The organism is Faunimonas pinastri, from assembly GCF_900110915.1.
Taxonomy (GTDB): Bacteria; Pseudomonadota; Alphaproteobacteria; order Rhizobiales; family Afifellaceae; genus Faunimonas; species Faunimonas pinastri.
This window is the reverse complement of record NZ_FOFG01000001.1, coordinates 231,244-253,950: the sequence shown is the minus strand read 5'-3', so window position 1 is coordinate 253,950 and position 22,707 is coordinate 231,244. Positions and strand designations below refer to the sequence as shown.

Here is a 22,707-nt window from a genome sequence, read left to right as displayed (position 1 = left end):
GGGATCAGATCTTGTCGGGCGCCGGGGGCGCGTCCGCCGAAGCCTTGCCGGGCGCCGGCTGGGATTGCTGCGGCGGCGTGGCGGGCTGTCCCTGCGGAGCCGGGTCGGCATCCTTCTCGATCAGCTGTCGCGCGGCGATCTTCCGGTTGATCAGCGCGAGGTCCGGCTCCTTGGCGCCGAGGTCGCGCGCGTGACGCCACTGGAACTGCGCCTCCAGCACCCGGCCCGTCTTCCAGTAGGCATCGCCCAGATGGTCGTTGATCGTCGGATCCTCCGGCCGGAGGGCGACCGCGTTCTCCAGCTGCTCCACCGCTTCCGGATAGCGCCCGAGCTTGTAGAAGGCCCAGCCCAGGCTATCCACGATGAAGCCGTCCTTGGGGCGAAGCTCCACGGCCTTGCGGATCATGTCGAGCGCCGGCTGCATGTTCAGGCCGCGATCAACCCAGGAATAGCCGAGATAGTTCAGGACCAGCGGCTGGTCGGGAAAGAGCTCCAGCGCCTTCTTGAAATCCGCCTCGGCCTTCGGCCATTGATTGTCCCGCTCGTAGTCGATGCCGCGGAAATAGAAGATCGTCCAGTCCGGCTTGCCGGGATTGGGGATCTTGGAAATCGCGGAGCTGTAGAGATCGGCCGATTCCTTGAAGCGCTCGTGGCTGCGCAGCATGTTGCCGAAGGCGATGCGCGCCTGGATGTCGTCCGGATTGCGCTCGATGGATGCCTTGAAGGCGGTCTCCGCCTCCCCGGCCTTGTCCATCTGGTCCAGCGCCAGCGCCGCGCGCAGCAGGCCCAGCGAGCGGAAGGGCTCGGCCGGATCGACGCTTTCAAGCAGCTTGATGCCGGTATCGCCATTGCCATTGTCGACGAGCAGGCTGCCCAGCGTCACGGCGGCGAGGCCGTCGGAAGCATTGGGGTCGAGATGCATGGCGAGGCGCAGGAACAGGGTCGGCACCTCGATGCCGCCATCGTCGCCCAGCGCCGCGCCGATTCCCGCCAGCACTTCCGCCGCGCCTTGCGCCGGCGTGCCCACGGAGGGCTTCACGGGCTTGCCGGACTTGATCTCGGCCAGCGTGGCGGTGGCCAGCGGATTGTCGGGGAAGCGCGTCAGATATTCGTCCAGCACCTGCACCGCCTCGTCGCGGCGGTTCAACTGCGCCAGCACGCGCGCGTAGCCCTCGGTGATGCGTACGGCGTTCTGGTCGGCGTCACGCGCCTGCTTCAGGAGCTTGAGCGCATCCTCGCTGCGGCCGGCCAGCGTCGCGATATAGGAGGAATGAAGCAGCTTGAAGGGCTCGAACCATGCCTCCCCCTTGAGGCTCTGGATGCGGGCCAGCGCCTGGTCGGTGTTGCCACGCCCGAAATCGGCCCAGGCGTTCAGCAGCCCCTTGGTGAGCTCGCCCAGCGCATCCGTGCCCTTCGTCCCGAGCACGAGCTGCGCATCCGGATACTTGCCTTCCTTGAAGTCGGCGACGGCGAGCACGAGGCGCGCGGCGCGACTGTCGGGCGCACGGCGCAGCATCGTGTCGGCATAACGTTGCGCATCGGCCATCTCACCGGTGGAGGCGCTGAGAACCAGCGCACGCTCCAGGAATAGGAGATCGTCGGGGTCCTGATGCAGCGAGCGCTGATAGAAGAAGGATGCCTTGTCGAGATCCTTCTCCGCATCGGCATTCAGCGCGGACAGGAAATCGCCGGCCAGCGTTTCCTCGCCGAAATCTTCGGTGACGACGGTGGCGGCGTGGGCCGCATGGCCGAGCAGCAGTACGGCGAGGGCAATGGCCGGCACTGAACGGCCCATTCGCATCCCCCTCATGACGCGTCCCATTCTTTTTCCGCTCCGCTGCATTTGATCAGAACAATAGCTTCAGAAGGCCGTGGGGCAACAGCCCCTTGGCCTGAGGGTCACCCGACCGGGGTGTGCACCCATCAATGGGCACGCTCGATGGAGAACCGGACGGCCTCCAGAAGGGCGGACTTGCTGGCCGATTCCGGCAGCCAGGCGAGCGCATCGGTGGCCATCGCGCCATAATGGCGCGCCCGCTCGATCGTGTCGGCAATCGCCTTGGTACGGTCGAGAAGAGAGATGGCCCGCTCAAGGTCGCCCTCCTCGATGGAGCCCTCGATCAGGCTGCGCTGCCAGAACGCACGATCGTCGGCGGTGCCGCGCCGATAGGCGAGCACGATCGGCAGCGTCACCTTGCCCTCGCGGAAGTCGTCGCCGACATTCTTGCCGAGCTGCGCCGACGTGCCGCCGTAATCCAGCGCGTCGTCGATGAGCTGGAAGGCGATGCCCAGATTGGCGCCGTAGGAGCGGAAGGCGGCGCGCACGGAACGGTCGGACCCGGCGAGGATGGGGCCGACTTCCGCCGCGGCGGAAAAGAGCGCCGCCGTCTTGCCGCGGATCACGTCGAGATATTCGTCTTCGGTCGTGTCGGTGTTCTTGGCCGTGCCGAGCTGCAGGACCTCGCCCTCGGCGATCGTGCAGGCGGCGGTGGAAAGCACGTCCAGCGCTTCCAGCGAGCCGACCTCGACCATCATCTTGAAAGCCTGGCCCAGCAGGAAATCTCCGACCAGCACGCTTTCCTGGTTGCCCCAGACGAGCCGCGCCGTCTGCTTGCCGCGCCGCGTGTTGCTTTCGTCCACCACGTCGTCATGGAACAGCGTGGCGGTGTGCATGAACTCCACGGCCGTCGCGAGCTTCACCGCGGCATCCGCCGGCGCATCGCAGGCCTGGGCCGCGGCAATGGTCAGCATCGGGCGCAGGCGCTTGCCGCCGGAATCGATTAGGTAGCGCGCCACTTCGGGGATGAGCTTGACGTCGGAGCCGGTCTTTTCGACGGCGATCCGGTTCACCTCTGCCATGCCGGCAGCGGTGACCTTCAGCAGCGGCTCGATGGAGGCGCGACGTTCCTCGGAATCCTCGAAAGACAACACTACTCCCACACCAATTCTCCTTCGAGGCGACCCTCGGACCCGGCATCGGCGACATAAACAGCATAAAGAGGGTCAAGGGTGCAAATGTTGCGTCCAAAGGCTAAACGCACTTCGCCGCACCCCTTCTCCCGACTAGGCTTGCTCATGGACGAACTTCTGCGCACCAACGATCCGGTTCTCTTGTCCTTCATTCAGGCCCTGCTTGCCGAAGCCGGTATCCGCTTCGCCGTCGCGGACCAGAATATGAGCATCGTCGAGGGCTCGCTCGGCGTGATCCCGCGCCGCTGCCTCGTCGCCCGGGATGAGCTTCCGCGCGCCCGCCGGATCCTCGAGGAAGCCGGCCTCGCCGCCGAACTGCCCGCGGCGCGACGGGAATGAAGCCCGTCGATTCGGGCGATACCACGACCGACGCCTTCCTGGGCGGCCGTGTGCGCCTGCTGCAACCCCGGCGGGGCCACCGCGTCGGTCTCGACGCGGCGTTGTTGCAGGCCCTAGTTCCGGCTGAAACGGAAGGCCTCCTCGTCGATCTCGGCACGGGAGTGGGCGCCATCGCCTTTTCGCTGGCCGCGCGCCTCTCCCACGCGAAAGTGATCGGGGTGGAAAACAATCCGGCGATGATCGCGCTCGGCCGCGCCGCGCTCGACCTGCCGGAAAATGCGGGATTCGCCGGCCGCGTCACCCTTCTTGAAGGTGACGTCACGGCGCGAAGGCCGGAACGGGAAACCTACGGGCTGGCCGATGGCGGCGCGTGCTGGGTCCTCATGAACCCGCCCTTTGCGATGCCGGACGAGGGCCGCGTCTCACCCGATCCGCACCGCGCCGCCGCGCATGTGGGCGACGCCGACACGCTGGCGAACTGGATCCGAACCGCATCCGGCCTGCTGGGCCAGGGTGGCCGGCTCGGCATCGTTCATCGGGCCGATGCCCTGCCGCGGCTCCTGCAGGCGCTGGGTCAGGGCTGGGGCGCCATCGCGGTCATTGCCGTGCATCCGCATGCCGACGAGCCGGCCAACCGCGTTCTGGTGACGGCCACCAAGGGCAATCGCGCCCCCTTCCGCCTCGCGCCACCGCTGGTGCTGCACGAGAGCGACGGCAGATGGACGGAAGCCGCCGGGCCGGTGCTGGCCGGCGAGGCTTCGTTAACGCTGTAGAGCGCGGGACTAGCCAAAGCCGCACCGGGGCGTCATCTTCATGAGAAGAAACGAGATTTCGGAAGGACTTGGCGTGCAGGACGGCTTTTGGCAGCGGGTGAGATCGTGGTTTCCGGGCGGCAAGGATGCGCCCGTCATCCCCGTGGTCCGGCTTTCCGGCACGATCGGACAGGGCGGGCGTTTCCGTGCGGGCCTGACGCTGCAAGGCACGGCGGCGACGCTGAAGAAGGCCTTCGACATCAAGTCCGCCCCCTGCGTCGCCATCATCATCGATTCGCCCGGCGGTTCGCCGGTGCAGTCGCACCTGATCTACCGCCGCATCCGCGCGCTGGCGGAGGAAAAGGAAAAGGGCGTTCTGATCTTCGTGGAGGACGTGTGCGCCTCCGGCGGATACATGATCGCCTGCGCCGGCGACGAGATCATCGTGGACCCGGCCTCCATCGTCGGCTCCATCGGCGTGGTTTCCGCCGGCTTCGGCTTTGTCGGAGCGATCGGGAAGCTCGGCATCGAGCGGCGCGTCTACACGTCCGGCGAAAGCAAGGTGATCCTCGATCCCTTCCAGCCGGAAAAGGCGGAAGACGTGCAGCGCCTCAAGGCGATCCAGGAAGAGGTGCACGACATGTTCATCGACCTCGTGCGATCGCGCCGCGGCGACGTGCTGGCCAACAATCCCGATATCTTCTCCGGCATGTTCTGGTCGGGCCGCACCGCCGTCTCATTGGGCCTCGCCGACCGGACTGGCGACATGCGCACCGTGCTGCACGAGCGCTTCGGCAAGAAGGCCCGGCTGAAGGTCATCGGCTCGGAAAAGGGTTTCCTCGCCCGCCGCCTCGGCCTTTCCTCCGGTGCCCCCGCCATGGCCGGGCAGGCTCTCGCGGACGGCTTCGTCACGGAACTGGAAGAGCGGGCCAGCCGTTCGCGCTTCGGTCTGTAGAGGAGGAACCATGCCCCAGTTCATCCTGCTTGGCGTCATCGTCGCCGGCGGCGCCTACGCCTGGAAGGCGCTGAAACGCGAGATGACGCGAGTCGACCGCGAGATGACCAGCGTGCGCGAGCGGCCGACCGACACGCTGGAACTCGACCCGGCCACCGGCCGCTACACGCCGAAGAAGCGCTGAGGCTTACGCCTCTTCCGCCTCATCCTCGGTCGCCAGGTGTTCGGCACCGATCGCCTGATAGAGTTCCACCAGCGCTTCGTGCGCCCGGTATGCCAGCTGGTACCATTCGGAGTTCAGCGCCACCGCCGGGTGCGACATCAGATTGTCCGAGACGGACTGCAGCTCGATCGATGAGACATGCAGCGCCTCGTGGCAGCCGAAGGTGCCGGGACCGTACCGCTCCTGCAGGGCGGACACGTCCGGCACTTCCAGATCCTCCAGGATTCCCTCCACGGTGACGATCCTGAAGCCTTCGATTTCCTGATCCGTCGTTTCCACGACATCCCCCTCACATGTTCGGATAGACCGGCCCCTCGCCGCCTTGCGGCGGCACCCAGGTTATGTTGGCGTTCGGATCCTTGATATCGCACGTCTTGCAGTGGACGCAGTTCTGCGCGTTGATCACGAAGCGCGGCTGGCTCGCCTCCTCCACCCACTCGTAGACGCCGGCCGGGCAGTATCTCTGCGACGGCCCGGCATAGATGTCGTGCTCGCTGGTCTTCTGGATCACCGGATCGGCGACGCGCAGATGCACCGGCTCGTCTTCCGCGTGATTGGTGTTGGAGAGATAGACCGAGGAAAGCCGGTCGAAGGTGAGCACGCCGTCGGGCCTGGGATAGTCGATCGGCTTGCACTGGCTGGCGGGCTTCAGCGTCGCGCTGTCCGGCTTGCCGTGCTTCATCGTGCCGAACGGCGAGAAGCCGAAGATCTCGCCCAGCCGCATGTCGAGGCCGCCGAGCGCGATGCCGGCGAAGCTGCCGAAGCGCGACCAGAGCGGTTTGACGTTGCGCACCGGCTTCAGGTCCGCCCCGATCTCCGAGGTGCGCCAGCCCGCGTCGTAGCCGGTGAGTTCGTCCTGCGCCCGTCCTTCCGCGATCGCCGCCGCCGCATGCTCGGCGGCCATCATGCCGGAGAACATGGCGTTGTGCGTGCCCTTGATGCGCGGCACGTTGAGGAAGCCGGCCGAGCAGCCGAGCAGCGCGCCGCCGGGGAACACCAGCTTCGGCACGCTCTGCCAACCGCCTTCCGCGATGACGCGCGCGCCATACGAGATCCGCCGCCCGCCCTCGAAGAGGTCGCGCACCGCCGGATGCGTCTTGAAACGCTGGAATTCCTCGAAGGGCGAAAGATAGGGATTGGCATAATCGAGGTGGACGACGAAGCCGACCGCCACCTGATTGTCTTCCAGGTGATAGATGAAGGAGCCGCCGCCCGTGCGGGCATCGAGCGGCCAGCCGAAGGAATGCTCGACGCGGCCGAGCCGGTGGCGCGCCGGATCGACTTCCCAGAGTTCCTTGAGGCCCAGGCCGAACTTCGGCGCGTCGCGGCCCTCGTCGAGGCCGTAGCGGGCGATCAGCGTCTTGGCGAGCGAGCCGCGCGCGCCTTCCGCGATCAGCACGTATTTGCCGAGAAGCGCCATGCCGCGCGCATAGTCCGGCCCGGGCTCGCCCTTGCGGCGCACGCCCATGTCGCCGGTGGCCACACCGGTCACGCGGCCCTCCGCATCCGTCAGGATCTCGGCACCGGCAAAGCCCGGATAGATTTCCACGCCCAGCGCTTCCGCCTTGGTCGCGAGCCAGCGGCAGACATTGCCCAGAGAAACGATGTAATTGCCGTGGTTCCCCATCAGCCGCGGCATCAGCGCGTTGGGCAGGCGCACCGAGCCGGAACGCCGGAGAAAGGTGAAGCGGTCCTCGGTGACGGCCGTCCTGATCGGCGTCTCCTCGGTTCGCCATTCCGGCAGCAGACGATCGAGCGCGACGGGGTCGATCACCGCGCCGGACAGGATGTGCGCACCGACTTCCGCGCCCTTTTCCAGCACGACCACGGATAGGGTCTCGTCGAGCTGCTTCAGCCGGATCGCGGCGGCGAGACCGGCCGGGCCCGCCCCGACGATCACCACGTCGAATTCCATGCTTTCGCGCTCCGGAAGCTCGGCGCCCGCGTGCTGTTCGTTCTCGCTCATCCGCTCTGCCTGCCGGGGCAGGCTCCTTTCTTGCTGCCCGAGGGTTAGGGGCTCCGCGCTTGCCTGTCCACCGCCCGGCTTTCCAAGCTCGCGCGGAATCGGAGCAAGAACCCTTCACCCGGACGGCCAGATGTGGAACATGGCGCTCCATGTCGGACCAGCAGGCTCAAGTGCGCGAGGCTTTGGCCGCCCTTCTCGAATTCTATCGGGATGCGGGCGTCGACATCGCGCTGGCCGAAGAGGCGCTGGACCGCCTCGCATTGCAGCCAGAGCACGAACGGGAACCCGCGCCTGAACCTGGCCTGGAGCGCGGAGAACCGGAGCGCCGGTTCCCTGATCGTGCCCCTTCCCCCGCTGGCGAACCCCGGCCATCGGCCCCTCGCTCCGAGCCACAGCGGGCAGCTCAGCCGGCCGCCGTCCCCGTCTTCCAGACCGGTTCCGTCACCGTTCCTTCCGAGGCGGCGGCGGAGGATGCGCGAGAAGCTGCCCGTTCCGCCGCGAGCCTGGAGGCCCTGCGCGAGACGCTCGCCCGCTTCGAGGCCTGCAATCTCCGCCACACCGCCACCAATCTCGTCTTTTCGGACGGCAATCCGCAAGGCCGCGTCATGTTCGTGGGCGAAGCTCCGGGGCTGGAGGAAGACCTGCAGGGCAAGCCCTTCGTCGGGCGCTCCGGCCAGCTTCTCGACCGCATGCTGGCCGCCATCGGGCTCGACCGCGAGAAGGTCTACATCGCCAACGTCATTCCCTGGCGGCCGCCGGGCAACCGGACGCCGACCCCGCAGGAAACCGAGATCTGCCGCCCCTTCATCCAGCGCCAGATCGAGCTCGTGAACCCGGAGTTCCTGGTTCTGCTCGGCGGCGCCTCGGCCAAGCAATTGCTGGAAACCAGCGAAGGCATCCTGCGGCTGCGCGGCAAGTGGAAGACCTATCGCGCCGGCGACCGCGAGATCCCGGCGCTGGCGACGCTCCATCCCGCCTATCTCCTCCGCCAGCCGCTGCAGAAGCGACTTGCCTGGCGCGACCTTCTGACGCTGAGGGCGGCTTTGGAACAACAAAGCTGATCTGGCGTCAAAAGCGTCATCGTGTGACCGCAATCCGGGCAGAAGGATCGCTTGTTCCCTCTGATTCGACCTTCTTCCCGGAGTGCCCCTCGTGGCCGCACAGCTCCTGCCGATCTTTGCCCTTCTCGTCAGCACCACCTTTCTTCTGATCGGCAACGGACTGCACGGCCTGCTGCTGCCCCTACGCGGCACGGCCGATGCCTTCACCACGACGCAACTCGGCCTGCTCGGCGCGGGCTATGCCGTCGGCTTCGTTGCCGGCTGCATCCTCACGCCGCAGATCGTGCGCCGCGTCGGCCATGTCCGCGCTTTCGGCGCCGCCGCTTCCTGCGCTTCCGTGGTGGTCCTGCTGAACGGCATGCTGGTCCAGCCGGAGCTCTGGATCGCGCTCCGCGTCGTCTCCGGCTTCTGCATGGCCGCCTCCTTCATGATCATCGAGAGCTGGCTGAACGAGCGCGCCAGCAATGCCAGCCGCGGCACCATCTTCGGCCTCTACCTCACGGTGAACTACGTCGCCGTCATGGGCGGGCAGTTCCTGGTCGCCGCTTCCGATCACCGCACCATGATGCCCTTCATGCTGGGCGCTATCGCCTTCTCGCTGGCCGTCGTGCCGACCTCGCTCAGCAAGGCCGCCTCGCCCAAGCCGCTGGAAGCGGTGAAGATCGACCTCCGCCGGCTGCATCGGGTGTCGCCCGTTGCGGTCGTCACCGTGCTGCTCGTCGGCCTCGTCAACGGCGCGTTCGGCACGCTGGCCCCCGTCTTCGGCGCGCAGGTCGGGCTTTCCACCACCCTGATCGCCACAATGATGGGCGTCGCCATCGTTGCCGGCGCCGTCATGCAATTGCCGGTCGGCCGCTTTTCCGACAGGCTCGACCGGCGCACCGTGATCGCGGCCGGCAGCATGGGCGCCGCATTTTCCGGCCTGCTGATCCTGCTGGTGCGGCCCGATGCGCCATGGCTGCTGCTGGCGCTGGTCGGGATCTACGGGGCGCTGAGCTACCCTCTTTACGGGCTGGCGATCTCGCATGCCAACGACCTGGCCAAGGGCGAGAATTTCATCGGCACCTCGGCCGCCATGCTGCTTCTCTACGGCATCGGCACCATCATCGGCCCGGTGGTGGCGAGCTGGGCTATGTCGACCATTTCGCCCTTCGGTCTTTTCGCCGTGACGGCGGGCGGCCATGGCGCGATGGCGCTCTACACGGTCTATCGCACCTATCGCCGCCCCGCGGCCCTTTCGGACCAGCCGGGAAGCCCCATATTCCTCGGCACCTACAACCGGCTGTCCCGCCTCTTAAACCGTCCCACCTCCCGCTTCGGCGCGTGAGGGAAGCGGGCAACATCAACGGAGCCAGAGTGTCGAAAACGGATCCCGCCCGGAGCTTCATCCCCGTCCGCATCGCCGTGCTCACGGTGTCCGACACGCGGAACCGGGAGAACGACAAGTCCGGCGACACGCTCACCGCGCGCATCCGCGACGCCGGCCACATCCTCGCCGATCGCGCGATCTGCCGGGACGACGTGCCCGCCATCCAGGAGATCGTGCGGGACTGGATCGCCAATCCGGAAGTCGACGTGGTGATTTCCACCGGCGGGACCGGCTTTACCGGCCGGGATGTCACCCCGGACGCGGTGGAAGCGCTCTTCGACAAGCGAATGGACGGCTTTTCCGCCATCTTCCACCGCGTGTCCTTCGACAAGATCGGCACCTCGACGATCCAGTCGCGCGCCACGGCAGGTCTCGCCGGCACGACCTTTATCTTCGCCCTGCCCGGCTCGCCCGGCGCCTGCCGCGACGCCTGGGACGGTATCCTGAAGCAGCAGTTCGACTACCGGCACATGCCCTGCAATTTCGTGGAAATCATGCCGCGTCTCGACGAACACCTGAAGCGCGGCGCGTCCGTCAGGTCCTGACCCGCGCGGGATAGCGGCTGATCCGCACCGGCAGTCGCCGCGCGCGGACCTTGCGCGCGAGGCGGCCCAGGTCTTCCGCCTGCCGCGCCGACGCAATTGCCGCGGCCCGCTCGATCAGCAGACCCTGAGCGAGCCCCCTGCGGCCCGGGACCACTCGCCGGAACACGCCGCCTTCGAGCCGGAAGCAGCCGGGGCCGCGCCCGTCCTCCAGCCAGTGCCGGACACTATCCACCCAACCCGGCTCCAGCCTTGACCCGGCCTCGAGCAGAAGGATCCACGGCGCCCGCGTCGCCGCGATGATCTCGGCGGGACGCGCGCCCGTGAGCAAGGCCGCACCGGCGGCGCTGGCGACCTCGGCGATTTCGGCTCTCTCCGCCGCCTGCACGATCAGTGCGTCCGACACGGCGCCTTCCACGACAGCCGGCACGAAGCCCGCCAGCGTACGCGCCAGCGCTTCGGGGTCTTCCGTACTCTGAAGGATCAAACTGATCATTCCGGCATTGATAATGGGTCAGGGACAAAAAACCAGAGTAACAACGCTGTTGTTCTTGCTTTGTTCTGTATCTTGACCTATGTCTGGATCATGCTTCACGAACGCAGCACCGACGCGTATCCGATGACCGCCCGGCAGGCGCCCGCCAGCTTCCGGGGCAGACGCGCCGGTCCGCCCGGTGAGCCCGACATCCTGCAGGAACAGCGACGCGGACGCGGAGCGCAGACGAATCTCTCCGGTCGCTATGAGACCGAGGAGAGGGAAACCCTCGACGACGGCTGGAACTCGCTCGACGACCTGCCGCCGATCAGGACCGTCGTTCAGGTGGAACGCGCGAAGCGCATCATCACGCGCAACAATTCACCGGACATTTCGTTCGACCGCTCGATCAATCCCTATCGCGGCTGTGAGCACGGCTGCTCCTACTGCTTCGCCCGGCCGACCCACGCCAATATGGGCCTGTCGCCGGGGCTGGACTTCGAATCCAGGCTCTTCGTGAAGCCCGATGCCGCGCGGCTCCTGGAGAAGGAGCTTGGCGAGCCCGGCTACGATCCGCGCACGATCGCGATCGGCACCAACACCGATCCCTACCAGCCGATCGAGCGGCAGTACCGGTTGATGCGCGAGATCCTGCAGGTGCTTTCCGACGCCAACCACCCCGTCGGCATCGTCACGAAGTCGGCGCTCGTGACGCGCGACATCGATATTCTCGCGCCGATGGCGGAACGCGGGCTGGCCAAGGTCGCGCTGTCGCTGACATCGCTCGACCGCAAGCTCGCCCGCGCCATGGAGCCGCGCGCCTCCACGCCCGCAAAGCGGCTGGAGGCTATGAAGGAGCTTTCCGAAGCCGGCATTCCCGTCACAGTGATGACGGCGCCGGTCATCCCGGCGCTCAACGACATGGAACTGGAGCGCCTGCTGGAGGCAGCCTACGTTTCGGGCGCGCGCAACGCCGGCTACGTACTCCTTCGCCTGCCGCTGGAGGTCAGCCCCATCTTCCAGGAATGGCTGCAGGCGAACTATCCCGACCGTGCCACCCATGTCATGTCGGTGATGCGCTCCATGCGCGACGGCAAGGATTACGATGCCAGCTGGGGCAAGCGGATGAGGGGGGCCGGCCCCTATGCCTGGTCCATCGGGCGGCGCTTCGAGCTCGCTTCCAAGCGCCTCGGCTTCAACAAGGAACGGCATCCTCTGCGGACCGACCTCTTCAAGGCGCCCGTGCCCGTTGGCGGGCAATTGTCCCTGATCTGAACGGTCGCATTGCCCGGTGCAGGCTCCGGCGCTATCCGGGTGGCATGGTTGCAGCAGCCGAATCACTTGCCCAATCTCGAGCGAACCCGCATTTCCACGTGGAACTCGGCCTACACGCCGATGGCTTCCGCAGGGTGGCCGGCATCGACGAGGCGGGGCGCGGCCCTCTCGCCGGACCTGTCGTGGCGGCCGCCGTCGTGCTCGATCCGCGCTGCATTCCGCCGGGTCTGGCCGATTCCAAGCTCCTGAAGCACGAGCAGCGGGAAGCCTTGTTCGCGGCGATCTGTGACTGCGCCGACATCTCCTTCGCCTTCGGCTGCGTTTCCACGGTGGACCGCATCAACATTCGGGAAGCGACGCTCGCCGCCATGCGACGCGCCCTGAAGGGCCTCTCCCATCGCGCCGACATGGCGATCATCGACGGCCGCGACGTGCCGAAACGCCTCGGCGTGGACGCCCGGGCCATCATCGATGGAGACGCGATCTGCCTTTCGATCGCAGCCGCCTCGATCATCGCCAAGGTCATTCGCGACCGGCTGATGACCCGCTGCGACACGATCTACGAGGGCTACGGCCTGGCCTCGCACAAGGGCTACTCCACCAAGGCGCACCAGAGCGCGCTGACGACGCTCGGCCCCACGCCCCTGCACCGGCGCAGCTTCGCCCCAGTCAGGGCCTGTTTCGAAAAGATGGAGCCGGTGCTGGTTCCGGAAGAGCCGACGCTTCTCTTCGCCTGAGGACGGCCGCGCCGCATCTCCCAGACTGAAACGCCCCGTTCACGCCTTCCTTTCGGTGCTGGCCGCGACTGAGCTATTCGGTGAGGCCCCGGCAGCAAGCCGCCCGGCTAGCCTCGGATAGGTCCGACTAGCCTCGGCTAGGTCCGAGCCGCGTCGCGCACATCCGCCCAAACAAAAAACCGCCCCGTCGCGAGACGGAGCGGTTCGGATAGAACTTACCGGCAGGTGGGCCGGAAGCGTCAGTTCAGGTTCGTGCCGACGGCAGCGATGGAATTGTCGATGAGCTGGGTGCCAACAGGACCCTGGGCCTTCTCGGCAACGATGCTGGCGGCTGCCTGCGCGGCGAGATCCACGGCACGGCTGCGAACTTCGGCGATCGCCTGCGATTCCGCCTGTGCGATCCGCTGCTCGACGGCACGCGTGCGACGCTCCACGTATTCCGCCATCTTGGTCTGCGCCTCGGCTGCAAGGGCGGCGGCTTCGCGCTGCGCCTGCTCGACGAGGTTGCGGGCCTCGATCTCGGCCTGCTCGCGCCGGCGCTGGTACTCCGCCAGAAGCTGTTGAGCTTCCTCACGCAGACGCTGCGCCTCGTTCAGCTGGTCCCGGATCTTCGCCGAGCGATCGTCCAGGGCCTTGTTCATCTTGCCCGGGATCTTCATGAAGACCAGGATGCCGATGAAGACCACGAGGCCCATCAGGGCCCAGAATGTGGCCCATGCGGTTGCGCTGTTCATGCTCCGCTTCCTTTCGCAGCCGAACTCGCGACGGCACGCTTGGCTTCCTCGGCGGTGATGTTGCCGCCGATTAGCACGGAGACGAGAGCCTCCGTGGCGTCGCGGGCAATGGCATCCACGTCACCGAGCGCACGGCCCTTGATCTCGGCAATTCGCGCTTCAGCCACTTCGAGACGGCCGGCGAGGTCACCCTCGGCGCGCTTGCGGTCTGCCTCGGAGGCGGCTTTCGCCTGATCGCGGGCTTCCTGGGCGATGGTCTGCGCGCGGCGGCGCGCATCGGCCAGAGACTGTTCATAAGCCGCAACGGCGGCGTCGGATTCCTGCTTCAGCCGGGCAGCCTCGGCAAAATCCTTCTGGAGCCGATCCTGGCGATCCTCGATCACCTTGCCGACGCGCGGCAGCGCCACGCGGCTCATCACAATGTAGAGTGCGATGAAGGTGATCACCAGCCACAGGATCTGTGACGGGAAGGTCGAGGCATCGAACGGCGGAAAGGCCGCGTGATGGCCCGCTTCGGCCGCGGTGCTCTCGTGCGTCACAGGAGCCGCCGTGGTGTTTCCCGGGACGGCGCCCGGTTCCGTGTTCGTGGATGTCTCCACCTGAGTCTCCAAAATCGGCCCGCCACCGGAAAGACCGGTGGCGGAAATCAACCCAAAACTTCGGTCTTAGACGGCGAAGATCAGGAGCAGCGCGATCAGCAGCGAGAAGATGCCCAGAGCTTCCGTGACGGCGAAGCCGAACACGAGGCGGCCGAACTGGCTGTCGGCAGCGGACGGGTTGCGCAGGGCGCCTGACAGGTAGCTACCGAAGATGTTGCCGAGAGCGACAGCAGCGCCACCCATTCCGAGACAGGCGATACCAGCACCGATAAAGGCAGCGGCTTGGGGATCCATGGTTTAACTCCTTCAAAGATCAAGTTGGATTGATTACGAGCCGGCGACCATCAGTGAGACGGATGGAGCGCGTCGTTCAGGTACATGCAGGTCAGGATGGCGAACACATAGGCCTGCAGGAAAGCAACCAGCACTTCCAGTGCGGTGAGCGCGACGGTCATCAGGAACGGCAGCACCGCTCCGGCCGTGCCGAGCGCGCCGGCAGCGCTGAGGGTCACGACAAAGCCGGCGAAAACCTTCAGCGTGATATGACCTGCCAGCATGTTGGCGAAGAGACGGACGGACAGGCTGACCGGCCGCGACAGGAACGAGATGACCTCGATAGGCAGCACGATCGGGATCAGATAGCCGGGAACGCCGGCGGGCACGAACAGGCCGAGGAACTTCGCGCCGTTCTTGTAGAAGCCGTAGATGATGACGGTCAGGATCACGGACAAAGCCAAGCCGAACGTCACGATGATCTGGCTGGTGATCGTGTAGAAATAAGGGATCAGGCCGAGGAGGTTGCCGACCAGCACGAACATGAACAGCGAGAAGACGAAGGGGAAGAACTTCATCGCCTCGGGGCCAGCGGCCTCGCGCAGCATGTTGGCGATGAACTCGTAGGCGATCTCGCCCAGCGACTGCAGGCGGCCCGGAATCACCGCGCGGCGGCTGGAAGCCAGCAGCATGAAGGCGATGACCAGCAGCACCACGACTACCATGAAGAGGCCGGAATTCGTGAATCCGAGATGGATGCGGCCGAAATTGCCGAGACCGAAGATGTCGTGGATCCCGAACTGGTGAACCGGGTCGACCTTGTTCGATTCCACTGCTTGGGCGACTGCTTCGTCCACGCTCTCAACCCTCTTTCAGCCCCGAAGGGCATCCGTTCAGTGCGGCTTGCCGCCGCCATGCCCGTCCGCGTCAGCGGACGATTGCGTCAAATTCGATGCCGACCGGATGGCGTTGACCACGCCGGCAGCAAAACCGAGCAGAAGGAAAATCACCAGACCCCAAGGCGCAGTGCCCGCCAGCCTGTCGACCCCCCATCCGAGGCCGGCACCTACCAGAACACCCGCCACGAACTCGCTCGCCAGTCGATAGGCGGCGCCGTAGCTGGCCGAACCGGTCTCTCGCGACCTGGCGACTTCCGCATGTTCACGACGCTCCACGTCGAGCGTCTGCGAGAGCCGTTCCAGCCGCCGGGCCAGATCAGCGTCGGAAGAACGGGCCCCTTCCCCTGCGCCGTCAGCCTGCCCCTGTTCCCTGTTCATCCGAGCATCCCTAAAGAGCCCCGAAACGGGAGCGGCCAGTGCGTCGCGCGAAAGCGATCCTTCCGAAACCGCCGGCACCATAGTTTCGCCCAGAACGGCTGTCAAGCAGAAGAGCCTCCCACCTAAGTCTCTGATTCCGCTCAGGATTAACCACCCTGTAGAAAATGGGCGGGATAGACCGGTTCAACTTGCTTCCCGAAAGGCTTCCGCGGTCTCGAGGTCAACCGAGACCAGCTGGGAGACGCCCCGCTCCGCCATGGTGACGCCGAACAGGCGATCCATGTGGGCCATGGTGATCGGGTTGTGCGTGATCACCAGGAAGCGGGTCTCGGTGCGCTTGCGCATGTCCTCCAGAAGCGCGCAGAATCGCTCGACATTCGCGTCGTCCAAAGGCGCGTCCACCTCGTCCAGCACGCAGAGCGGGGACGGATTGGTGAGGAAGACGGCGAAGATCAGCGACATGGCCGTCAGCGCCTGCTCGCCGCCGGAGAGCAGCGTCATGATCTGGGGCTTCTTGCCGGGCGGGCGGGCGATGATCTCCAGTCCCGCGTCCAGCGGGTCGTCCGATTCCGTCAGCGCGAGTTCCGCCGTGCCGCCGCCGAAGAGATGGGTGAAGAGGCTGCGGAAGTGGGCGTCCACCTCGGTGAAGGCGGCGAGCAGACGTTCGCGCCCCTCGCGGTTGAGATCCTGAATTCCCTGGCGCAGACGCCGGATCGCGGCTTCCACATCGCCGCGTTCGCTGGTCATGGTGGCAAGCCGCGTGTCGATTTCGGCCGCTTCTTCCTCGGCACGAAGATTGACGATGCCGAGCTTCTCGCGCTCGCTCTTCAGCCGCTCGATACGGGCTTCCAGCCCGGCGGGCTCCGGCAGCGGCGCGCTGTCGTGCCTGAGGTCTGCGATGGCCGCCAGTTCCTGCGGCGCCTTGCCGAAGGCGCCGTGGATCTGCGCCGTGATCTCATCGCGGCGCTGGCGGGCCGATTCCGCCCGCTCCTCGTCGCGGGCTCGCTTTTCGCGCGCTCGCGAGAGGTTTTCCAGCGCTTCCCGCGCTTTCTCCACCGCCTGCTTATGCGCCTTCTCGGCGTTGTTCGCGGCTTCCGAGGCGAGCTGGGCCGCAAGCTCCGCCGTGCCGGTTTCCGTCAGGAGCTTCCGCCGGCGCTCGTCGAAGAGCTCGGGCTCGCGGTCGAGCGTGAAGATCTCGGTGTCCAGACCGGTCAGGCGCTCGGTGAGTTCGGCAACGCGCGTGGTGGCGCGCGCGACCCGCTGCTTCCAGCGCTCCCGGTCGGCCGCGAGATCGCCAAGACGGCGCTCCGCCACCCGGTCTTCACCGGTAAGGCGGTCGAGCGCCAGCCGCGCCTCGCCGGCCTTGAGCCGAAGTTGTTCGACCTGGGACAAGGCGGCACGGCGCGCCTCCTCCAGGGCCGGGGTTTCAGGCGTGGCGTCCAGCGCCTCGCGCGCCGTTGCGAGATCGGCTTCCGCGCGGGCGGTATCGGCTTCGATGCGGGCAAGCGCGGCGGCAAGCGCCGAGAGACGCTCCCCGAAGCGGCCTGCGCGGCGCTCGGCCTCCGCCAGATGGGCCCGCGCGGCGTCGAGAGCCTGACGCGCCGAACGCGACGCGTTGCGGTTTTCCTGTTCGCCCCGCTCGGCAGAGGCGCGCGCCTGACGCGCGGCTTCGAACGCCTCGCCGGCCTCCTTGACCTTGTCCTGGGCAGAGCGGATTTCGCCGATCAACGCGGAAAGCCGGTTCTTTTGTTCAAGCCGTCTCGCCGCGGCGGTCGGCGCCCCCGCGCGGACACGGAAGCCGTCCCAGCGCCAGAGCCCCCCCTCGCGCGAAACGAGCCGCTGCCCGGGCCAGAGCTGCTCGACCAGCGCCTCGGCCTGAGCGTCGTCGATCACCGCCACCTGCTTCAGGCGGCGCGCCAGCACATCCGGGCCGCGGACATGATCGGCCAGACAATCGGTATCCGCCGGCAGATTGCGGTCGAGCCACCCCTTGGCGACCGGGCCCCAATGGCTCGGCGCGGCGGGATCGAGCGAGGCTTCCAGGTCGTCGCCGAGGGCCGCGACAAGAGCCTGTTCATAACCCTCGTCGACGTCGAGCGCATCGATCACCGGCGCGAAGCGGCCGGGACGCTCGGCTTCCAGCATGCGCGACAGGGTCCGGGCTTCCGTCTGCAGCGCGGCAAGCGCCCGGTCCGCCTCATCCTTTGCCGGACGGGCCCGCTGCTCGGCCTGGCGAGCCTCGGCAAGCCCCGTTTCCAATGCCTGCTGGGAGGCTTCAAGGCCGGCCAGCGCTTCCTCGGCGGTGGCGAACCGCGCTTTCGCCTGCTCCAGTGCCGTGTCGGAGGCACGCTCCGCCTCGATCTTCGCGCATTCGCGCCGGGCGCTTTCCCCTTCCGATTTCAGGCGGGAAAGCTTGGCTTCCGCCTCGCTCAGGGCACGCTTGCGAGCGGCACGCTCGGCGGCAGCGGAGGCGAGCGCCGCCGTCGCCCCGGCCAGCGCGGTTTCCCCTTCGCGAAGCTGGAGCGCCGCCTGGTCGGAATGGCCGGTGGCCTCGGTCATCCGGTCTTTGAGGCCGGCACGCTCGGCGACGAGACGTTCCTCCTCGGCATCGATCTGCCCGGCAGCAGCCTTCGCCTCGTCCTCGATTTCCGTTTCATGCGCGAGGTCGGAGACCGCTTGCGTGCGCCGCTGCCTGAGCTCGGCGCGGCGTTCCTTCTGCCGCGTCTCCTCGCGGTCCAGTTCCTCGCGGAAGGATCGAAGGCGATGAACGGCAGCACGCGCGCCTGCGGCCTTTTCCCGGAGCGACGGAAGCCTTGAAGCGGAAACCGCCTCGTTGCGGGCGGCTTCCGCCTGCGCGGCCGTGGCCGTCGCGACATCGGCGGAGAGGCTGGAAAGCACGGCTTCCGCCTCGCCGACGCGGGCACAGGCCGCCTGCCAGCGAACCAGAAAGAGCGCCGCTTCCGTCTTGCGGATCTCGTCGGACAGATTGCGGTAGCGGACCGCCTGTCGCGCCTGCCGCTTCAGCCCGTCCAGCTGGCCGGCGATCTCGCTCATCACATCGTCGAGGCGTTCGAGATTGGTCTCGGCGGCCTTCAGTCGGCCTTCCGCCTCGTTGCGGCGGGAATGCAGGCCGGAAATGCCGGCCGCGTCTTCAAGAATGCTGCGACGCTGGGTCGGCTTGGCCGCGATCAGTTCCGCGATCTGTCCCTGCCGCACCATGGCGGAGGAACGCGCGCCGCTGGCAACGTCCGCGAAGAGCAGTTGCACATCCCGGGCCCGGACCTCGCGGCCGTTGACGCGGTAGGTGGAGCCCAGCTCCCGCTCGATCTTCCGGCTGATCTCCAGCGCGTCGGCATCCGGGGCGATGCTCGCGGAGCGCACGCCTTCCCGGTCGGCATAAAGCGTCACCTCGGCATTGTTGCGCGACGGACGCTTGCCGGAGCCGGAAAAGATCACGTCGTCCATGCCGGAGCCGCGCAGCGCCTTGTACGAGCTTTCGCCCATGACGAAGCGCAGCGCTTCCACCAGATTGGACTTGCCGCAGCCGTTCGGGCCGATGATACCGGTCAACCCCGGCTCGATCGGCACCTGGGTCGGCTCCACGAACGTCTTGAAGCCGAGAATGCGGAGCCCGGTGAACTTCATCGCCGGATTTCGCCGGCAGGACCGGGCACCGGGCGCTTACTGCAGCAGCGGCTGGATCTGCTTGTCCAGGTCCTCAATCGTCATTTCCCCGACGGTGCGCTTGCCGTTGATGAAGAAGGTCGGGGTGCCGGAAACGCCGAAGTTCTGGCTCGCCCGTTCCTTCTCGGCATTCATGCCATCGAAGAGTGCCTGATTCGACAGGCAGGCGTCGAAGCTTTCCTTGGTAAAACCGTAAGGCTTGGCCATATCGAAGATCGCGGAATAGGGGTCCTTGGCCACGACCCAGTCCTTCTGCTTCTTGAAGTAGAGGTCAACGATCTCATAGAACTTGTCGGCGGGGGCGCAGCGGCCGAGCATGGCGACGGCATAGGCGCCGGCATCGAGCGGGAACTCGCGGAAGATGAACTTCACCTTGCCGCTGTCCACGTACTTCTCCTTGAACTTATCGAAGGTGGTTCGGTAGAAGTCACCGCAATGCGGGCAGGTCATCGAGGCATATTCAATGACCGTGACCTTGGCGTCCGCGTTCCCCAGCACCTTGTCGCCGAGCTTGCTCGGGGAATAGAGCGCCGTGGTGCTGACGACATCGCTGCCGCCCTGGCCGGCATCGGCACCCTGCGCCGCGCCGGGGGCCTGCGTCGCCGCGCCGCTCGCCGCATCGGTCGATGCACCCTGGGCGAATGCCGTGGCGGGGCCGACCAGAGAGGTGACCGCGCCGAGGGCGAGGACACAGCCGGCGAAGAGGGTCCGGCGATGAAGAAAGCTCATGGATTCATCCTTGTCTGATCCGCCGGCATCGACCGGCCCGGACGGCATCTGTGCAGCGAACAAAGGCGATTTCTAGCCACAGCGCCCCCGGATTGCCGGTTCTCTTAGCGCGCCAGCACGGCGCGGCCAAGTTCCAGCAGCGAGTCCTTCAGCGGTCCATCCACCGCTGAAACGGCGCGGACAAGCCGTGCTTCGTCTTCCGGCCGCACGCGCGGCCTGGGTGGCGGCGGTTCGCTGCGCCCGACGCGCTGCTGCAGGATCTTCACCACGCCGACGGCGGGATAGCCGAGGAAGGTGTTCAGCCGCTCGCGGATGCGATCCTTCTCATAGGAAAGCTGCAGGGCCAGCGAGGGATCGCATTTCAGCGTGAGCGTCGCCGCCTTGCCGTCGCGCGGCCAGCGGATGCGGTCGGGGATCGTATGCGCGGCATAAGCGGGACCGACGATATCCGGCCACCAGCTCAGGAGCTCGACGCGCGCCAGCCCGCGCTTGCGGATCACCGGATCCAGCGTGCCGCCGATCAGCTGGGCGAGCGACTTGGACTGAGGGGCACGCGGACTGGCCATGGAGCGACGATCGAACCTTGCGGGCGGCCTTGCGCTAAGGCTGCGCTGCCGCCTACTGGAATGGATGAACCCGACCTTAGCGGAAGCCCGATCCCGGGGAAAGCCGTCGCCCCCTCCCCCACCGCCGAAAGCGGCCGACCTGCTTTCATGGTACGACCGCCATGCCCGGGCCCTGCCCTGGCGGATCGGTCCCGCCGCGCGGCGGGCGGGCGAACGCGCAGATCCCTACCGGATCTGGCTTTCCGAGGTGATGCTGCAACAGACGACGGTGAAGGCCGTCGCTCCCTATTTCCTCAAGTTCACGACCCGGTGGCCCACGGTCGGCGACCTCGCGACCGCAGCGGAAACCGATGTGATGGCCGCGTGGGCGGGGCTCGGCTATTATTCCCGCGCCCGCAATCTGCATGCCTGCGCCCGCACTGTCGCGGAACAGCACGGCGGCGCGTTTCCGCCCAATGCCGCCGACCTTTCCACCCTGCCCGGCATCGGCGCCTATACCTCGGCCGCGATCGCGGCGATCGCTTTCGACGAGCCGATCGCGGTGGTCGACGGCAATGTGGAGCGGGTGATCAGCCGGGTCTTCGAGGTGGGCGAGCCGCTTCCGGCGGCCAAGGCCGGGATCCGCGCGCTGCTCCAGCCGCTGGTGCCGCAGGACCGGCCGGGCGAGTTCGCGGAAGCGACCATGGATCTCGGCGCGACTATCTGCACGCCGCGCAAGCCCGCCTGCATTCTCTGCCCCTGGTCGGCGAACTGCCGGGCGCATCTCGCGGGCGAGGAGGAAGCCTATCCCGTAAAGGCGGCGAAGAAGGAACGTCCGGTGCGCCGCGGCCTCGCTTTCGTCGCGCGGCGCACGGACGGCGCACTGCTGCTGCGCCGGCGCGAGGGACGAGGCCTCCTTGGCGGCATGACGGAAGTGCCTGGCTCGGACTGGACGGCGCGGAGCGACGGCGAGGCGGTGCAGCCGCCGCTTGGCGTCGACTGGCAGGAAGTGGCCGGCACGGTGGAGCATACGTTCACGCATTTCCACCTGATCCTCACGGTTCACCGCGCCGAGATCGATCGCGACGTCCCGGCGCCGGATGGCACGTGGTGGTCGCCTGTCGCCGACACTCCGGACGAGGCGCTGCCGAGCCTGATGAAGAAGGCCATCGAAGCAGCCTATCCCGGAGCGACGCGCCCCCGTCCCTCACAAAGCCCCCTCGCCGACAGGGCCGCAACAAACAGGAAAGCCAAATGAACGAGATCCGCCACATCGTCTTCGACATCGGCAATGTCCTGCTGCACTGGGAGCGCGAGCGTCCCTATCGCCGGCTGATCCCGGACGCGGTGAAGCGGCGGCACTTCCTCACCGAAATCTGCTCCGATGCATGGCATCACCGGCTCGACGAAGGCGTGCCGGTGGACGAGGCGATCGCGGAACTCGTCGCCAGGCATCCCGAGCACGAGGACCTGATCCGCGCATACAAGACGGAGTGGCTGGAGATGCTGCCGGGCGCGATCGGGGGGACGGTGGAGATTCTGGAGCGACTGGTGGCGGACGGTCGCGACGTCACGGCCCTCACCAACTTCAACCAGGACTTATTCCAGATCACCGTGCCGGAATATCCATTCCTGCGGATTTTCCGCGGCGTGACCGTGTCCGGCGAGAAGCGGCTGATCAAGCCGGATCCGGCGATCTACGAAGAACATGCCCGCGCATTCGGGCTGGAGCCGTCCGCGACGTTGTTCTTCGACGATATGGAGCGAAACGTGGCGGCGGCGCGCGCCGCCGGGTGGAACGCGGAAGTCTTCACCGATCCCGAGGGCCTGCGCCGCGATCTCGCCCGCTACGGCATCGCAATCTAAGGAACGCCCTCTGCTGCACGGTCACCGTCATTGCGGCGCCGTTCAGTTCGACGTGCCGGATCAGGCGGTCTCCGCGGCCCTCTGCGATCGCGAGGATCGCCGCCGGCAGTCGGGCGTACCGATGCTCGCATGGGCGGCGATACCGGCCGATCAGGTTTCGGTCCTTGACGAGGTGAAGCTCTACGAATTGGCCGACGGTCCATCTGCGGCACCGGCCTGTTTTTCACCAACGAACAGTTTCGCGGCATGGAAATGATGCAGGTGCAGGTAGCCGAGCGGATCGGCTGGATGGCCAGAGCGCAGGACCTGCCCTCCTGCGCACGTTTTCCGCGCTGA

General features: G+C 66.9%; 24 protein-coding genes. 11 read left to right on the top strand and 13 right to left on the bottom strand.

The genetic code is table 11. The features are described 5' to 3' along the window. Nucleotides 1-4 precede the first annotated feature (4 nt). Nucleotides 5-1,795, bottom strand: a complete 1,791-nt coding sequence (locus tag BMY25_RS01190; RefSeq protein ID WP_177176644.1) for a tetratricopeptide repeat protein — start codon at nt 1,793-1,795, stop codon at nt 5-7. 128 nt (nt 1,796-1,923) lie between these two features. Continuing rightward, a complete protein-coding gene (locus BMY25_RS01185) occupies nt 1,924-2,940 on the bottom strand; it encodes a polyprenyl synthetase family protein (protein WP_092494758.1) in 1,017 nt (338 codons plus the stop codon). Nucleotides 2,941-3,075: 135 nt separating this feature from the next. Here BMY25_RS01185 and BMY25_RS01180 point away from each other — a divergent pair, with 135 nt between their 5' ends. Genes BMY25_RS01180 through BMY25_RS20660 form a run of 4 tightly spaced genes read left to right on the top strand, consistent with a single transcriptional unit; the run spans nt 3,076 to nt 5,200 of the window. After that, complete coding sequence (locus BMY25_RS01180; RefSeq protein ID WP_092494757.1) at nt 3,076-3,309, top strand: putative signal transducing protein; 234 nt, start codon at nt 3,076-3,078, stop codon at nt 3,307-3,309. Beyond that, nucleotides 3,306-4,082 (top strand): tRNA1(Val) (adenine(37)-N6)-methyltransferase, encoded by a 777-nt coding sequence (locus BMY25_RS01175; protein ID WP_092494756.1) that lies wholly within the window; start codon nt 3,306-3,308, stop codon nt 4,080-4,082. Before BMY25_RS01180 ends, BMY25_RS01175 begins: the two co-directional genes overlap by 4 nt. 40 nt (nt 4,083-4,122) lie before the next feature. After that, nucleotides 4,123-5,016, top strand: a complete 894-nt coding sequence (locus BMY25_RS01170; RefSeq protein WP_092494755.1) for a S49 family peptidase — start codon at nt 4,123-4,125, stop codon at nt 5,014-5,016. A gap of 10 nt (nt 5,017-5,026) precedes the next feature. After that, nucleotides 5,027-5,200, top strand: coding sequence for a hypothetical protein (locus BMY25_RS20660; RefSeq protein WP_177176643.1), 174 nt, complete (start codon nt 5,027-5,029; stop codon nt 5,198-5,200). Nucleotides 5,201-5,203: 3 nt separating this feature from the next. Here the strand turns inward: BMY25_RS20660 and BMY25_RS01165 are convergent, their stop codons facing one another. Together BMY25_RS01165 and BMY25_RS01160 are read right to left on the bottom strand one after the other, a co-directional pair. Then, nucleotides 5,204-5,518: a hypothetical protein gene (locus BMY25_RS01165; RefSeq protein WP_238858077.1), complete on the bottom strand. Its 315-nt coding sequence runs from the start codon at nt 5,516-5,518 to the stop codon at nt 5,204-5,206. A 10-nt stretch (nt 5,519-5,528) separates the two neighbouring features. Continuing rightward, the gene (locus BMY25_RS01160; RefSeq protein ID WP_092494754.1) at nt 5,529-7,205 is read right to left on the bottom strand and encodes an electron transfer flavoprotein-ubiquinone oxidoreductase; all 1,677 of its coding nucleotides are present in this window, start codon (nt 7,203-7,205) and stop codon (nt 5,529-5,531) included. A 149-nt stretch (nt 7,206-7,354) separates the two neighbouring features. Here BMY25_RS01160 and BMY25_RS01155 point away from each other — a divergent pair, with 149 nt between their 5' ends. The 3 genes from BMY25_RS01155 (at nt 7,355) to moaB (ending at nt 10,180) form a co-directional block, all read left to right on the top strand. After that, a complete protein-coding gene (locus BMY25_RS01155) occupies nt 7,355-8,266 on the top strand; it encodes a uracil-DNA glycosylase (protein WP_092494753.1) in 912 nt (303 codons plus the stop codon). 91 nt (nt 8,267-8,357) lie between these two features. Then, nucleotides 8,358-9,593 (top strand): MFS transporter, encoded by a 1,236-nt coding sequence (locus BMY25_RS01150; protein WP_177176642.1) that lies wholly within the window; start codon nt 8,358-8,360, stop codon nt 9,591-9,593. A gap of 29 nt (nt 9,594-9,622) precedes the next feature. Further along, complete coding sequence (gene moaB / locus BMY25_RS01145) at nt 9,623-10,180, top strand: molybdenum cofactor biosynthesis protein B (protein ID WP_092494751.1); 558 nt, start codon at nt 9,623-9,625, stop codon at nt 10,178-10,180. Here moaB and BMY25_RS01140 read toward each other — a convergent pair. Next, nucleotides 10,170-10,664 carry a hypothetical protein gene (locus BMY25_RS01140; RefSeq protein WP_143061848.1) on the bottom strand — a complete coding sequence of 165 codons (495 nt, stop codon included), beginning with the start codon at nt 10,662-10,664 and terminating at the stop codon, nt 10,170-10,172. The genes moaB and BMY25_RS01140 overlap by 11 nt on opposite strands. Before the next feature lie 99 nt (nt 10,665-10,763). On the opposite strand from BMY25_RS01140, the gene BMY25_RS01135 reads away from it, so the two are divergent. Continuing rightward, nucleotides 10,764-11,927 (top strand): PA0069 family radical SAM protein, encoded by a 1,164-nt coding sequence (locus tag BMY25_RS01135; protein ID WP_143061847.1) that lies wholly within the window; start codon nt 10,764-10,766, stop codon nt 11,925-11,927. 44 nt (nt 11,928-11,971) lie between these two features. Next, nucleotides 11,972-12,664 carry a ribonuclease HII gene (gene rnhB, locus BMY25_RS01130; protein ID WP_092494749.1) on the top strand — a complete coding sequence of 231 codons (693 nt, stop codon included), beginning with the start codon at nt 11,972-11,974 and terminating at the stop codon, nt 12,662-12,664. A gap of 239 nt (nt 12,665-12,903) precedes the next feature. Here the strand turns inward: rnhB and BMY25_RS01125 are convergent, their stop codons facing one another. The 8 genes from BMY25_RS01125 to BMY25_RS01090 form a co-directional block, all read right to left on the bottom strand. Then, on the bottom strand, nt 12,904-13,398 hold the full coding sequence (locus BMY25_RS01125; protein WP_092494748.1) for a F0F1 ATP synthase subunit B family protein: 495 nt from the start codon (nt 13,396-13,398) through the stop codon (nt 12,904-12,906). Then, nucleotides 13,395-13,997, bottom strand: a complete 603-nt coding sequence (locus BMY25_RS01120) for a F0F1 ATP synthase subunit B (RefSeq protein WP_177176641.1) — start codon at nt 13,995-13,997, stop codon at nt 13,395-13,397. The genes BMY25_RS01125 and BMY25_RS01120 overlap by 4 nt, the downstream gene beginning before the upstream one ends. A 66-nt stretch (nt 13,998-14,063) precedes the next feature. Beyond that, nucleotides 14,064-14,291 carry a F0F1 ATP synthase subunit C gene (locus BMY25_RS01115; protein ID WP_092494746.1) on the bottom strand — a complete coding sequence of 76 codons (228 nt, stop codon included), beginning with the start codon at nt 14,289-14,291 and terminating at the stop codon, nt 14,064-14,066. A gap of 50 nt (nt 14,292-14,341) precedes the next feature. After that, nucleotides 14,342-15,103: a F0F1 ATP synthase subunit A gene (locus BMY25_RS01110; RefSeq protein ID WP_092494745.1), complete on the bottom strand. Its 762-nt coding sequence runs from the start codon at nt 15,101-15,103 to the stop codon at nt 14,342-14,344. A 60-nt stretch (nt 15,104-15,163) separates the two neighbouring features. Continuing rightward, nucleotides 15,164-15,547: an AtpZ/AtpI family protein gene (locus tag BMY25_RS01105; RefSeq protein ID WP_092494744.1), complete on the bottom strand. Its 384-nt coding sequence runs from the start codon at nt 15,545-15,547 to the stop codon at nt 15,164-15,166. A gap of 183 nt (nt 15,548-15,730) precedes the next feature. Beyond that, the gene (locus BMY25_RS01100) at nt 15,731-19,192 is read right to left on the bottom strand and encodes an AAA family ATPase (RefSeq protein WP_092494743.1); all 3,462 of its coding nucleotides are present in this window, start codon (nt 19,190-19,192) and stop codon (nt 15,731-15,733) included. 36 nt (nt 19,193-19,228) lie between these two features. Further along, entirely contained in the window at nt 19,229-19,960 is a 732-nt protein-coding gene (locus tag BMY25_RS01095) for a DsbA family protein (protein ID WP_177176640.1), read from the bottom strand. 104 nt (nt 19,961-20,064) lie between these two features. After that, nucleotides 20,065-20,526, bottom strand: coding sequence for a DUF721 domain-containing protein (locus tag BMY25_RS01090; RefSeq protein WP_092494741.1), 462 nt, complete (start codon nt 20,524-20,526; stop codon nt 20,065-20,067). Nucleotides 20,527-20,590: 64 nt separating this feature from the next. Between BMY25_RS01090 and mutY the strand changes: the two genes are divergently transcribed. Further along, nucleotides 20,591-21,763 (top strand): A/G-specific adenine glycosylase, encoded by a 1,173-nt coding sequence (gene mutY, locus BMY25_RS01085; protein ID WP_092494740.1) that lies wholly within the window; start codon nt 20,591-20,593, stop codon nt 21,761-21,763. Then, nucleotides 21,760-22,371, top strand: coding sequence for an HAD family hydrolase (locus BMY25_RS01080; protein ID WP_092494739.1), 612 nt, complete (start codon nt 21,760-21,762; stop codon nt 22,369-22,371). The genes mutY and BMY25_RS01080 overlap by 4 nt, the downstream gene beginning before the upstream one ends. Nucleotides 22,372-22,707: the final 336 nt, after the last annotated feature.